Below are 14283 nucleotides of genomic sequence, written 5' to 3'. Positions count from 1 at the left end.
TTTATCTGAATTTAGATATAGTCGTTTAGAACTAAAACAAAAATAGTCTCAAAGGGTACGGTTATGCACAAAAGAATTGCTGTGTTGGTGACCTATGATTTTGAAGATGTCGAATATATTGAACCTGTAGAGGCATTCAGAGCTGCTCGACATAGTATTATCAATATCGAAGAACAGGTCGGTAAAATTGTTTATGGGATGAAACGCCAATCCCAAATCACTATTGATCAAAGCATTGATGATGCTTCCGTACATGAATTTGATGCGCTGTTTATACCGGGTGGATTTTCACCAGACAAACTGGCATTAGATGATCGCTTTTTATATTTCGTTCGTCACTTTGCTGATAGCCAAAAACCTATTCTGACCAGCTGTCATGGCCCTTTACTGTTATTAGAGGCAGGTGTCGTCAAAGGTCGACATTTGGCTAATATTCAAACATTAAATGAAGACTTATTAGAAGCAGGTGCTGTTTTATCCGATTTACCTGTCGTCAATGACTGTAATTTATATATTACCTCACGCAGCACATCGGACACCCCTAAGTTTATAGATGTGTGTTTACAAGTATTGGGGCAACCTCACCCGCCTATTCAATAATTTCCTTCTACTATTGAATAAAAAAAAGCGGAACTGAATCCGCTTTTTTTTATTCACAAGAACTAATTCTAAGTAACGATCATCTGCTGTTATTTAACGACCTAAAATACTACGTGCAACAATCTCTTTCATAATTTCGTTCGTACCACCATAGATTTGTTGGATACGTGCATCTACAAAGAAACGTGATATCGGATATTCCGTCATGTAGCCATAACCGCCAAATAACTGCAACAAATTATCGGCAACTTTCATTTGCATATCCGTAGCGAAACTCTTCAACGCAGCCGCAGTTTCAACATCAAGTTTACCTTGCATATACAATTCTACGTTTTGGTTATAAAAAGCTGCTGTTGCCAGTTCATCAATTTTTGCTTGCGCCAAAACAAAACGTGTATTTTGGAATTGACCAATTGCCTGCCCAAATGCTTGGCGTTCTTTGACATATTGTGTTGCCACATCAATTGAACCACGAATAGCGCCAATTGCAGTCGAAGCAATTGCTGTACGTTCTCGAGGAAGCTCTTGCATTAAATATGCAAAACCATGCCCTGCCTGCCCTAAAAGTTGTTCCTTTGGTACTTTGACATTGTCATAGAAAAGCTCAGATGTATCTTGTGCATGTAAGCCTATTTTGTCTAGATTCGTGCCTTTTTTAAAGCCTTCCAAATGTGTATCCACCAATAACAGCGATACACCTTTGGCACGTGCTTGAGGATCTGTTTTTGCTGCTAATACTACTAAGTCAGCATGCTGGCCATTTGAAATAAAAGTTTTTGAACCATTTAAAAGATAATGATCACCTTGCAAAATTGCACTACTGCGCATGGACTGTAAATCTGAACCTGCACCCGGTTCAGTCATCCCAATTGCGCCCACCACTTCACCGCTAACCATTTTCGGTAGCCAATATTGCTTTTGCTCTTCATTGGCAATATGCAGAATATATGGTGCTGCAATTTCAGAATGACATGAAATACCGGTAGATAGAGCACTAAAGCCAGCACGAGCAGATTCTTCCACCAACATGAGTGAATAATGTGTCGGAACGCCATAACCACCATATTCTTCAGGAACATCTACACATAAGAAACCATTTTCACCCAACGCACTCCACACAGAACGCGGCATGATGCCCTCTCGTTCCCATTGCTCATAATGTGGTGCGACCTGCTCAGCTAAAAAGCGGCGGAAATTATCACGAAATAATTCTAAATCTGCATCATACGCCAGCATATTATTGCTTCCTTGTATTTCAATTTGTTGTTTTGTTGAGCCACATCCTATTGCACTTTTAAGGTAGCGTCATGCTGAAAAACTAAAGCGTTCAAAATTATTCATCATCATTTAAGCTTAAAAAAAAGGAAGCCGAAGCTTCCTTTTATCACAGCACAATCAGCATATGCTTTTATGCATGATTTGCTTCACTTGCCATTTGCTTATCAATTTCTTCAGGGTTAGCCAAAGCATAGTCCAATTTTTCTTTGTCTAATTGACCTACCCATTTTGCAACCACCAATGTTGCTAATGAGTTACCCACAAGGTTAGTCAACGCACGAGCTTCTGACATGAAACGGTCAATACCAAGAATCAATGCCAAACCAGCAACAGGAATATGACCAACAGCAGACAATGTTGCAGCCATAACAATGAAGCCTGAACCTGTTACACCAGCAGCACCTTTAGATGAAATCAATAACACCAATAACAAGGTAATTTGGTGAGAGATATCAAGTGGTGTATTTGTTGCTTGTGCAATAAAGATCGCAGCCATGGTTAAGTAAATTGAAGTACCGTCTAAGTTAAATGAATAACCTGTTGGAATAACCAAGCCTACAACTGATTTTTCAGCGCCTGCAAGCTCAAGTTTTTTCAACATACGCGGTAGTACAGATTCAGAAGATGATGTACCCAATACAATCAATAACTCTTCACGAATCATACGAATCATTTTCAAAATACTGAAACCGCAAATACGTGCAATCGTACCCAGTACAAGGAAAATAAATAGTAGACAAGTAATATAGAAACAGATGATTAATTGACCCAATTGAGCCAATGAACCGATACCATATTTACCAATGGTAAATGCCATTGCACCGAACGCACCAATTGGCGCAAGTTTCATGATCATGTTTACGATGTTAAAGAACACGTGAGAAACTTGATCGATGAATTTCAATACAGGTTTACCTGCATCGCCCAATTTATGTAGCGCGAAACCAAATAAAATAGCGAATAACAATACTTGTAGAATTTCACCTTCAGCGAAAGCACCCACAACAGTATTCGGAATAATATTCATGAAGAAGTCGATGGTCGACTGAGATTCACCTGAAGCAACATATTTAGAAATACCTGAGGTATCTAATGTTGCAGGGTCAATGTTCATGCCTACGCCTGGTTTTGCAATGTTAATTACAAGCAAACCAATAATCAGTGCGATAGTCGAAACGATTTCAAAGTAAAGTAAAGCAACACCACCGGTTTTACCGACAGATTTCATGCTTTCCATACCCGCGATACCACTTACAACGGTACAGAAAATTACTGGAGCGATGATCATTTTGATCAAACGAATGAATGCATCACCTAAAGGTTTAAGTTGCTCACCTAAACCTGGAACATATTGCTCTGCACCATTAATAATTTGCGTACCACTTGGTGAGAAATGCCCCACTAAGATACCCGCAATAATGGCAACAATCACTTGAAAATACAGCGACTTATAAATTGGTTTTTTAGCCATGACATTACTTCACGATATATTTCTAAGCTAGAAATATTCAGTTTTTGTCTATTTTAAAAAAATAAACAGCCCAAAACTCTTTTATCCAAGTAAAAGAGCACCAAAGCATCTAGAACACTAAATACTGTAAAAAAACTAAACTGTGCACGAGTGATGAAATTGCGATCACTTCAAGACCTGACATCAAATCAGTGAATTGAACAGGAGATGAAACACATACTAAAGTAGGTTAAATTTTACCTGTTTTTTATTGGCTTGTTTTGCTGCAAATGTTAATTTGGGTTAAATAATAATCGCAACTCATTATACTATAGTCTAATAAAGCTCATTTTTAACCATAATATAAAGCTGAAAAATACCACCTATAGAAGTAAACTATCCTTAAGTCCTAGTTTTAAGCCGAATTTTTACATGAACAATAAACGAAATATCTATAAAGATTTTGAACATCCATTTGCCCAATTTGTTCGAATTGTGGGTAAAGGTAAAAATGGGGCCCGTTCACTGACTTATGATGAAGCCTATCAAGCATTCAGCATGATCTTAAAAGATGAAGTTTTAGACGTACAATTAGGCGCTTTTTTAATGTTATTGCGCGTAAAAGAAGAATCTGTAGATGAATTAACGGGTTTTGTACAAGCAACACGTGATCAACTCAGCTTTAAACCGCTTGATGTCGATTTAGATTGGTCATCCTATGCAGGCAAACGTAAACATTATCCATGGTTTTTATTGGCAGCATTAACACTTGCAAAACATGGTTATAAAATTGTGATGCATGGTGCATCTGGTCACACCATTAACCGCCTTTATACCGAAGAAGTATTAGAGTATTTGGGTTTTCCTATTTGCCAAAATGACCAAGATGTGGAACAACAACTCAAACAACGTAATTTTGCCTATATTCCACTCGAAGTCATCTCCCCAATTTTAAGTGAACTAATTTCTTTAAGGAATGTGATGGGTTTACGCTCACCAATTCATACGCTTGCGCGCTTAATTAATCCCTTTAATGCAAAAGCCACTATGCAAGCAATTTTCCACCCAGCCTACCGCAGCTCACACCAACGCGCAGCATTTCAATTGGGCTATCAAAACAGTGCTGTCATTAAAGGCGAAGGTGGTGAGTTTGAGCGCAATCCAGATGCTAAAACGTTAATCTGCGGTATTAAAGCTGGTCAATTATACGAACACGAATTGCCAAAACTTACGGACAATCGTAGTCCGATTGAGGAAGAGTTAGATCTTGCTGTATTTAAATCAGTTTGGGAAGGTCAGCAAGATCATGCTTATGGTGCAGTAGCTGTCCCTGAAACCATCGGAATTGCCTTATATACGATGGGTGTTTGTGAAAGTTATGACGAAGCAATGTTAAAGGCCAAACAACTTTGGGAAAATCGTAATTCTAAAATCTAATTTGATGATTCCACACATACCCAAAAAAATTAGGATAAAAAAAAGACACATCAGTGTCTTTTTTTCTAAGAATACTTAGACAAAACGAATTGGCTTGAACTCTGGCTCTTCAACATGTGAATCGCAATGTTCATCTTCTTCTTTCGTACCACGGTCAATATAACCGCTACGCTCTTCTTCAGGTAGATGTTTAATTTCCCAAGCATAAACTGCTTGCATGCAAATTTGACGTTGCTCTTTAGTTAAAACAACACCGTTTGGCCATTTACCGATTTCAATTGCTGTTTTAAGACGAGCCACAATTTCAGGATCGAGTACAGTCAGCATTTGTTCAATATTCATATTTAATCCTGCTTTAATAAGTCAAAATCTTGGTTCCATCCCAGTTTAGTCCGACATGCCATATAGAAGTCATAACCAGGTGGATGCAATAAATTCAGCTTAAATGGATGTTTGCGAATATGTAAAGTATCGCCTACACCCATTGAGACACTATGTTGACCGTCTGCACTCACCATTGGCAGTACACGGTTTTCACGAATGACAAGTTTAATTTCACTTTGTCCGCCCACAACAATCGGACGTGATGACAAGGTATGTGGATGCATTGGTACCAGTGCAATAGCATCCATACTTGGATGAACAATCGGTCCACCACCTGAAAGCGCATAAGCCGTAGAACCAGTTGGGGTTGAAACAATCAATCCATCACTGTGCTGGCGATACACATATTGACCATCAATATTCAGTTCAAAATCGATCATGTGCACAGATTTACCTGAGTGCAACACAATATCATTCAATGCAATCGCATTATAAATCGATTCACCTTTGGAGCGAACTTCCATCTCCAATAAAAAGCGTCGATCTAGTTGGAATTCACCTTTTAATACCTGATCTAACTTAAAGATGACTTCTGTCGGCTTGATATCGGTTAAGAAACCTAAACGACCACGGTTTACACCAATCACTGGCGTATTATATTTCACCAATGCACGTGCAGCGTGGAGTAATGAGCCATCACCACCAACCACAATCACTAAATCGACCACTTCACCCAATAATGCGCGGCTGACCATTTGTGTATTGGCATAAGGAACCAATTGTGCTGTTTGCGTATCAAATACAGGATGTAATCCTAAACTTAAAAGATGATCATGAATCAGACATAAGGTTTCGATTACCGAAGATTTGTCTGGACGACCAATCAACCCAATGTTTCGAAATGATTTATGTGAAATTTGCACCTGCGCCATAGCTCCGCTTCGCCTCAGCCTTATCATATCATTAACACTTATGATTTAAAAAAACTTTAAAGTTCCATTGTTAATGCTTTTCTTCTCATATTTTGCATACATATAACAGTTTAAATATTGCAAAATACTGAAAAGCTTCGCATGATTAGCAAAATTTCTCAGGGTCTTATCAGTATTTATGAAGTCTGAACGTGGCATAGGCTTAATTGCACTTATTTTTTCGCTGCTGGTTATCGGCGGATTTTTAGTGTTCAGCATTTATCTCATTCGTCTTGATAATATCGTACGGGATAAATTTGAAGGACAACGTTGGGACATTCCAGCTAAGGTATTCGCTCGTCCTTTAGAAATTTATACCAATGCCCCTGTGAGCCAAGCTGATTTGAACGAAGAACTCAAACTATTGGGTTATAAATCACAAGACAGCTATGCCAAAACGGGCAATTATGTTACTTCTGGGAATGTGACCTATATTCATACCCGAGGTTTTGACTTTGGTGATAGTGTCGACCCTGAACAAGTTCTTAAAATTACTTTTGGTGCAGACCAAATTACCGAGGTGAGTGCAACTAAACCTTCTAGTAGTGGTATTGCACGTTTAGAACCCATGCTGATTGGCGGTATTTTCCCGCAGCACAACGAAGACCGTGTATTGATTAAATTGGATAAAGTGCCAAAACCTTTAATCCAAGCTCTAATCGCAACGGAAGACCGTAATTTCTATCAGCACCATGGTATTTCATTCCGTGGTACAGCGCGTGCAATTGTAAGTAATGTGACTGGTGGTAAGCGTCAAGGTGGTTCGACACTAACGCAACAGTTGGTGAAAAACTTCTATTTATCTCCTGAAAAGACCATCAAACGTAAAGCCAATGAAGCCTTAATGGCAATGTTAATTGAGCTACATTACGACAAAGATGAAATTTTAGAAGCTTACTTAAATGAAGTGAACTTAGGCCAGAACGGTAACTATTCTATTAATGGGTATGGTCTAGCTTCACAGTTCTATTTTGGTTTACCTCTTCGTGAACTCAATATTGCACAACAAGCTTATTTGGTTGGCTTAGTTCAAGGCCCTACCCTATATAATCCATGGAAAAACCCTGAACTTGCAACCAAACGTCGCAACATCGTATTGAATAATATGGTGGTCATGGGCTACTTAACTCAGGAACAATATGAAACTGAGTCTGCACGTCCTTTAAATGTTATTTCAAAACCAACACTTGGCCCTTCTCGCTTCCCTGACTTTATGGATATTGTACGTCGTCAACTACGTACCGAATATCAAGAAAGTGATTTGACCAATCAAGGTTTGCGTATTTTCACCACTATGGATCCAATTGCACAAACTCATGTACAGGATGCCTTTAAAGCCTCAGTACAACGTTTAAGTAATGCCAATCCTGCACGGTTAAAAGACTTGCAAGGTGCGGTATTGGTGTCACATCCTGAAAATGGTGAATTGGTCGCTGCTGTCGGTTCTACCCAAGATTTTACTGGCTTCAACCGAACGATGGATGCCAAACGCCAAGTGGGCTCACTGCTAAAACCCGTTATCTACTTAAGCGCAATTGAATCAAATCGCTATAACTGGGCAAGTCAAATTGAAGACAGCCCGATTAGCGTACAAAGTGATGGTAAAGCATGGACACCGAAAAACTACAGTGGCGGCGCACATGGTGTCGTGCCAATGGTTGATGCGCTCGCTAATTCTTATAACCTTTCAGCCGTGCGCTTAGGTCAAGAATTTGGGATGTCGACGTTCATCAATCATTTGAAAAAGTTTGGTGTGACTTCGAATATTCCGAATTACCCATCTATTTACTTAGGTGCCATTGATATGTCACCTATGGAAGTCATGAGTATTTATGGCAACTTCGCTACTGGTGGTTTTAAATACCCAACCAAAGCTATTCGCTCGGTTGTGGACTCGAACGGTCGAATGTTAGATCGTTATAGTTTAACGGTTCAACCAACCATTGCTCCTGATTCAGCCTTTATTTTGAACTATGGCTTACAACAAGTAATGAGTGCCGGTACAGGTCGTTCTGCTTATGCCTCACTTCCAACTTCACTTAAACTTGCCGGTAAATCAGGAACAACCAACGACACCCGTGACTCATGGTTTGTAGGCTACTCAGGTAATTACCTCAGTGTGGTTTGGTTAGGCTTAGATAATAACAAAGTAACAGGCTTAACTGGTTCATCAGGCGCTCTGCCAGTATGGACCAATGTTATGAAGCAATTGCGTCAAAAACCAGTTAATTTACGACAACCAGACAGCGTGCAATGGCAGTGGCTAGATCGTTATTCAGGTAATTTATCTGCTCAACATTGTACAGGTGCGATATACATTCCACTATCGCGCAACTCGATACCAAACCAAGCAACTGCATGTGGTTCTACACAATATGAAGTAGAACCTTACACAGTTAACACTGAAGAAACACAGCCTGTAAATGAGCAAGATGATAGTTTAGGCGACTACATTCGTGAAAGTGAATCCGAGTCTAATCAGGGTACAACTGATCAACCTCGTATTATCTCAAGTGGAGAGTATGCAAATTAATTTACGTCATTCAAATGCATTTTTAACCCTGTTGCTCCCTAGCATGCTGGTTATGACACTTGCAGGCTGTCAGACCCTTCCGCAGGCACAATTAGACCCCAAACCGTCAATAAACCAGCCTGAAAAAAAAGTGGATATCCATGAGCCATCAGGCGTTATTATTACACCTTATGACCATCCTGAAATTAAACGCCAACGTATCATTATTCCTGAACAAAAAACTCAAGTTCAAGAATTTGACGATGGTCGTGATTTACCTGCGTTTAAAAAACTAATTCAAAATACCCAAACAGCTTACACCAATGGCAAATGGAATGAAGCTGAAGCAGCGGCAACGCAAGCACAACGCCTTGCCCCCCAATCTGCCGAAACATTTTTATATTTAGGCATGATTGCCAATCACAAAAACCAACCTGCTAATGCTGAAGCATTAGCGCTCCGTGGTTTGAGTTATGCGCAAAGCAATGCTATGAAAAAACAATTATGGAATGTGGTTCTCAAAGCAGGTCAAATACAAAAGAAAACGGCAACCATTAGCAAAGCACAAAACGCGTTAAAAACACTTTAAATAAATCCATAAAAAAGCCTCGTGATCATCGAGGCTTTTTTATTACACTACAAACCCATTTACTTACTTATTAATAGTAACAATCAAAAGCATAGTATGAGATTCGATAGATTTTATTTATGAATACTTCATATTTCGAAACTGAGCATTTAAAACACTATCTATCTCGTTATCTATTTAAAATGGATAGACATTACAAGAAACGAATGCCTGCAATACCATATGCATGGTGTTGCTGAGCAGTCTCGATTACATCCAATGACATGCCGCCTAAGGCAAATACTGGGATATCCAACGATCCTGCAATCTCTGTAAATTTGTCCCAGCCCAACGCTTTCGCATCTGGATGTGTTGCGGTTACAAATACCGGACTGAGTAATACCGCATCACACCCTATTTTTTGGGCATATTGAGCCGACACTACATCATGACAGGCGGCAATATATCGTTTACTTATGATTAAATCCTTCGCCGTCATCTGCATGAGTTGCTGCTGTTTAATATGAATAGTTGAAATCTGAGCCTGAGTTTCGACATTTAACAACTTATATAGTTCAATATTTACAATTAACTGTGCAAGTGACTTAGCTTCAAGTTGATTGAGAAATTCGGCATTCTTTTCAGTTGCTTCGACGCGCCAGTAATATAAATAATCAGGCAACAAAGAAATTGAACTTTCTAAGTGATCAATAATTTTTATTTTTTCTGCCCAAACCAAGCGGTTTATAATTGACTGATTAGCTTTAGGGAAATTTAAATTAAGCAACTGTTGACGCGTATACCAGGCCCAAGGTGGTTGAATTTCATTGAGCAATTCATTAGGCACCACCGCATGAAATAAATGTAATTTCACCACAATATCATCATATTCATGCTGAATATAATCAAAAGCATGCCAGTCTTGAATTCCGACGCCGACCTCTTCAAAGATTTCTCGGCGACAAGCTGCTAAAGGAGTTTCTCCCTGTTCAACTTTCCCTCCAGGGAATTCATGTTTATTGCCCTGATGCTGTTTTGCTTCACGCCAACCGACCAGTACTTTATCTTGATGTAATAAAATTGCGATAGCGACATCTAATTGTGGTTTAGACATGATCCCTGCTCTGTACCATTTGATGCCCAAGTGTAAGCAAATTTAACTTTTTTATAAATTAATAAAAATAACGTTGACAGCTCTATTCGATAATGATTATCATTTAAACCATTCAGAAATACACCACGGAGTCGACGGAATGAACGCACCATTTAGCTTTTTTACACGCACTAACGAAACACACCATTCACTACCAATGCTGCACTCAAATAACCTATTTGCATTGGGTCGTGAAATTCGCATTATGCATGCGGGTGAAGAATATCGCTTACGCTTAACACGTAATAACCGACTTATTCTGACCAAATAATTTTCAGATAAAAATAATAATTATCAGCGCAATAAAAATAATCGTGGAAACAAGCAGCATGTTACGCCATGCTGCTTTTTAATTTTTCAGTGAAAGAAATATCCATTCAATCCATTTGCACATTATCAGTAAAGATCCAATTTAATTTTTCGGCAATCTAATTTGAATCTTTAGCCCCCCAAGTTTTGATACGGCTATGTCCAGTGTCCCTTGATGCAATTGAATAATTTTTTGCGCAATAGAAACACCTAATCCAGAACCTTCGGTTTTATTACCGAGTATTCGATAAAAGCGCTCACCAATACGCTGAATTTCCTGTTCAGTTAAGCCCAGTCCTGTATTTTCAATTTGCCAAATCACGGTTTTTAGCTCATCTATAAAATCAATCTGAACCATGCCCTGCTCGGGTGTATAACGTATCGCGTTATCAATCAAATTACGAATGCAGGTGTAGATCAACTCACTATTCATATTGATATGCAAAGGAAAGGTATTCATTTTCCAATGTGTACCTTTTTCATCGGCAAAGGGTTGTAAAGCTTCAAACGCCTGTAAAGTCACTTGCTGCAAATCTGCCTTTTGCTTTTCCACTTGAGCTGTATCTGTCGGATCTAAACGAGCGAGTATTAATAGATTTTCTAAAACACGTGTTCCGCGAGTCACATCTTTTTGAATGACCTCTAAATCTTGTTGTATGTCTGGATATCTTCTTTTTAATACTTGCAGACGCATCTGTATTGCAGAAAGTGGTGAACGTAACTCATGTGAAGCATCCGCCGTAAATCGCTGCTCCGCTTGTAAGGATAATTCTAGCCGCTGGAGTAAATAATTAAGCTGTGTTTGGATAGGAGCAAGTTCGTCTAAAATAGGATGAGGTAATTTAATAGGTGCTAAGTCATCAGCGCTTTTTTGTGCAATTTTGGCTGAAAAAATATTTAGTACTTTTAGCTGGCGTTTAATATAAATATGTAAAAGTAGCCACTGTATTAACCATACAATCAGTAGAATACCTGCGTATCCCATAACACTTTGTAAGGTTTCCAGCACACGCTTTTCAATCGGCTGAATAATTTGTACCGTTAAACCATCATCCTGCTGTTGATAACTACGCCACAATTGTCCATCAGACCATACAAAATGATGTCCATTTTCGATAGCCATAGCAGTTGTGTTCACTTCTTCATTTTTTTCAGATTGTGTTAAAAGATCTGAACCACGAAAAAGTTGATAATGCATGTCGAACTCTTCACTGAGTTCATCTATTTGCTTACCATTTACTTGTGTTAAATCTGTTGCAATAAGCATATCGGCAACTTCATCCATCAGTTCATCATGGACACTCATTACATGGTATAAGCCAAAACCAACCATCAAAAACAATGAAATCAGTCCTGCCCAAATTGCACTGAGCAGAGAAGTTTTTATCAGTTGCTTTTGTAATGATACGCTTTGCTTTGCAGCCATAATTTAACTCGATTCCGGTAAATTCATGCGATATCCCAAGCCACGTAATGTTTTAATATAGTGACTGCCAATTTTCTTTCTTAATTGATAAATAAAAACTTCGATGGCATTGCTTTCAATTTCATCGCCCCATGCATAAAGCGATTCTTCTAGCTGCTCACGGGTCATAATATGTTGAGGATGCAGCATCATTTTATGCAGTATTTGATACTCTCTTGAGGTTAAAGCAATTAACTCATTATTTTTATGTAATGTTTTCGCTTGGGTATCTAAGGTTAATTCAGCAAAATTCAGATGATTATCGACCTGTTGATGTTGTACACGTAACTGCGCCCTCACTCGAGCAGAAAGCTCTTCCAAACTAAAGGGTTTAACTAAATAATCATGCGCTCCTAAATCTAATCCCTCGACCCGATCTGCAATACTGTCACGTGCAGTAATAAAAATAACCGGTGTTAGTGGATACACTTGTCTGAGTCGTCTTAATATTTCATCGCCCGTAGCTTTCGGCAAACCACGATCAAGCAATACACAGTCATAAACATGCTGTTCAATTGCCAATAAGGCATGGTCGCCGCGTTCAACCCAATCAACACTATAACCATCCATTTCTAGCCAGGTTTTAATACTGTCTGCCTGTGAAGCATCATCTTCTGCTAAAAGTATGCGCATTCAGCTCCCTCTTTGAGTAGTTGACTTAGTTTGAGTGTAACGAAAAAGTAAGCGTCCGCTGAACCCCATGTCTATTTTTTAATTCGGTTCAGGTTTCCAACGATGTGGCAGCAATTCTTCAATCTGGGTCACTTTATGTGTCGGTAGCCTTTTCAGCACATCACTTAAATAGGCATACGGATCCAGCCCATTCAGCTTTGCTGACTGGATTAATGTCATGATGTTTGCCGCTCGCTGACCACTGCGCAGCGAACCTGCAAACAGCCAGTTCTTGCGCCCCAACGCCCAGGGACGCATCTGATTCTCGACCCAATTATTGCAAATAGGTAGATTGCCATCATCCAGATAGCGGCTTAAAGCTGGCCAACGCTTCAGAGTGTAATTGATGGCCTTGGCGGTGGGAGAACTCGATGGCACTGTCAGATGGTGTTGGTTGAGCCATTCATACAGTTGTTGCATCACCGGTTGACTATGCTGTTGTCGGTATTCGCGGCGCTGTTCTGCTGTACCATCGGTCTTTTTCCTGAGTTCTGCTTCTATCGCATACAGTTTCTGAATCAGCACCAATGCATGTTCAGCGACCTGACTTTTCCCGGTCACATGCAGTTCATGGAATTTACGACGTGCATGGGCCATGCAGCCCACCTCTATGACCTGGCCTGATTTAAAGCGTGCTTTATAACCACTGTAATCATCACAGACTAGATAGCCCTGCCAGCCTTTCAAGAACTCTGCAGCATGCTGGCCTGAACGACTATCCTGAAAGTCATAGATCACCGCCTGAACTGGATTGTACTGTGTAGTGGCATAGGCCCAGACATAACCTTTCTTCGGTTTTTTCTCATTCTCACCCATCCGCATGATGGTGACCGGTGTTTCATCTGCATGCAGCACCTGCTGTTGTAGTACCACCTCTTTTAAGGCATTGGCCAGAGGTTCCAGTTCTACACCGCAGCGACCTATCCAGTCAGATAAAGTTGATCTAGAAAGCTCGATTCCCGCCCGCTGATAGATCAGACGTTGACGGTACAGCGGTAAATGATCGGCATACTTCGATACCAGCACATGGCTGAGCAGTTCAGGTGAAGCAATGCCTTTATCAATCACATAGGCAGGCATCGCTTGCTGAGTCAGGGTGTCACACTCATCACAGACCCATTTGCCACGCACATGCTGTTCCTTATAGAACTGTGCCGGTCTGAAATTCAGTTTCTCGCTGACATCTTCACCGATACGACGCAAGGTGCAGCCACAGCTGCATTGGGTTGATGCAGGTTCATGCTCAATACGGATGGTGTGTAGATGATCTGGCAGCAGTCGACGTTTAGGTTTGTTGGCTGGGGCTTTCTGTGCAGCTGCATCGGTTTTATCTGCATTCAGCCGTTCCAGTTCCAGATCAACCGCTGCGATATCTTCTTCAACCGCCTCATCCCACAGATGGATTTGTTTTGCAGTGAGATGTTCGTTTTTACTGCCAAATTTGTGCTGTTTAAATAGTGCGAGCTCATGCTCGTATTTTTGCGTGAGAATGGAAAGATGTTGAACTTTGGCATCCAATTGCTGGTTTGATTTTTCTAATTCTT

General features: G+C 39.9%; 13 protein-coding genes. 5 read left to right on the top strand and 8 right to left on the bottom strand.

Annotated features, from left to right (window positions below; all coding sequences use genetic code 11):
• Nucleotides 1-63 precede the first annotated feature (63 nt).
• On the top strand, nucleotides 64-600 hold the full coding sequence (locus tag FTV09_RS06465) for a DJ-1/PfpI family protein (RefSeq protein ID WP_067762648.1): 537 nt from the start codon (nucleotides 64-66) through the stop codon (nucleotides 598-600).
• A 93-nt stretch (nucleotides 601-693) separates the two neighbouring features.
• On the opposite strand, the gene FTV09_RS06460 is transcribed toward FTV09_RS06465, so the two are convergent.
• Both FTV09_RS06460 and FTV09_RS06455 read right to left on the bottom strand, forming a co-directional pair.
• Complete coding sequence (locus tag FTV09_RS06460; RefSeq protein WP_067762649.1) at nucleotides 694-1836, bottom strand: acyl-CoA dehydrogenase family protein; 1143 nt, start codon at nucleotides 1834-1836, stop codon at nucleotides 694-696.
• Between the two features lie 172 nt (nucleotides 1837-2008).
• On the bottom strand, nucleotides 2009-3349 hold the full coding sequence (locus FTV09_RS06455) for a dicarboxylate/amino acid:cation symporter (protein WP_067762650.1): 1341 nt from the start codon (nucleotides 3347-3349) through the stop codon (nucleotides 2009-2011).
• 411 nt (nucleotides 3350-3760) lie between these two features.
• On the opposite strand from FTV09_RS06455, the gene FTV09_RS06450 reads away from it, so the two are divergent.
• The gene (locus tag FTV09_RS06450) at nucleotides 3761-4765 is read left to right on the top strand and encodes a glycosyl transferase family protein (protein ID WP_180057397.1); all 1005 of its coding nucleotides are present in this window, start codon (nucleotides 3761-3763) and stop codon (nucleotides 4763-4765) included.
• A 75-nt stretch (nucleotides 4766-4840) separates the two neighbouring features.
• Here FTV09_RS06450 and FTV09_RS06445 read toward each other — a convergent pair whose 3' ends face one another.
• Complete coding sequence (locus tag FTV09_RS06445; RefSeq protein ID WP_067762652.1) at nucleotides 4841-5107, bottom strand: YeaC family protein; 267 nt, start codon at nucleotides 5105-5107, stop codon at nucleotides 4841-4843.
• 2 nt (nucleotides 5108-5109) lie between these two features.
• Complete coding sequence (locus tag FTV09_RS06440; protein ID WP_180057394.1) at nucleotides 5110-6048, bottom strand: NAD(+) kinase; 939 nt, start codon at nucleotides 6046-6048, stop codon at nucleotides 5110-5112.
• Nucleotides 6049-6199: 151 nt separating this feature from the next.
• Here FTV09_RS06440 and mrcB point away from each other — a divergent pair, with 151 nt between their 5' ends.
• Nucleotides 6200-8593: a penicillin-binding protein 1B gene (gene mrcB, locus FTV09_RS06435; protein ID WP_180057391.1), complete on the top strand. Its 2394-nt coding sequence runs from the start codon at nucleotides 6200-6202 to the stop codon at nucleotides 8591-8593.
• Complete coding sequence (locus FTV09_RS06430) at nucleotides 8583-9161, top strand: tetratricopeptide repeat protein (protein ID WP_257222840.1); 579 nt, start codon at nucleotides 8583-8585, stop codon at nucleotides 9159-9161. The genes mrcB and FTV09_RS06430 overlap by 11 nt, the downstream gene beginning before the upstream one ends.
• A 193-nt stretch (nucleotides 9162-9354) precedes the next feature.
• Here FTV09_RS06430 and FTV09_RS06425 read toward each other — a convergent pair whose 3' ends face one another.
• Nucleotides 9355-10254, bottom strand: coding sequence for a thiamine phosphate synthase (locus FTV09_RS06425; protein WP_180057388.1), 900 nt, complete (start codon nucleotides 10252-10254; stop codon nucleotides 9355-9357).
• Between the two features lie 139 nt (nucleotides 10255-10393).
• On the opposite strand from FTV09_RS06425, the gene hemP reads away from it, so the two are divergent.
• Nucleotides 10394-10564 carry a hemin uptake protein HemP gene (gene hemP / locus FTV09_RS06420; protein WP_067762657.1) on the top strand — a complete coding sequence of 57 codons (171 nt, stop codon included), beginning with the start codon at nucleotides 10394-10396 and terminating at the stop codon, nucleotides 10562-10564.
• Nucleotides 10565-10705: 141 nt separating this feature from the next.
• Here the strand turns inward: hemP and FTV09_RS06415 are convergent, their stop codons facing one another.
• From FTV09_RS06415 to FTV09_RS06405, 3 genes are all read right to left on the bottom strand, one after another.
• Nucleotides 10706-12028: a sensor histidine kinase KdpD gene (locus FTV09_RS06415; protein ID WP_180057385.1), complete on the bottom strand. Its 1323-nt coding sequence runs from the start codon at nucleotides 12026-12028 to the stop codon at nucleotides 10706-10708.
• A gap of 3 nt (nucleotides 12029-12031) precedes the next feature.
• A complete protein-coding gene (locus FTV09_RS06410; RefSeq protein ID WP_180057382.1) occupies nucleotides 12032-12700 on the bottom strand; it encodes a response regulator transcription factor in 669 nt (222 codons plus the stop codon).
• Between the two features lie 78 nt (nucleotides 12701-12778).
• The coding region (locus FTV09_RS06405; protein WP_180057380.1) for an IS66 family transposase at nucleotides 12779-14283 on the bottom strand (1505 nt) is incomplete at its 5' end.

This window comes from Acinetobacter sp. YH12227 (assembly GCF_013417785.1).
In the GTDB taxonomy this organism is placed as follows: domain Bacteria; phylum Pseudomonadota; class Gammaproteobacteria; order Pseudomonadales; family Moraxellaceae; genus Acinetobacter; species Acinetobacter gandensis.
This window is presented reverse-complemented; position numbering and strand designations above follow the sequence as displayed.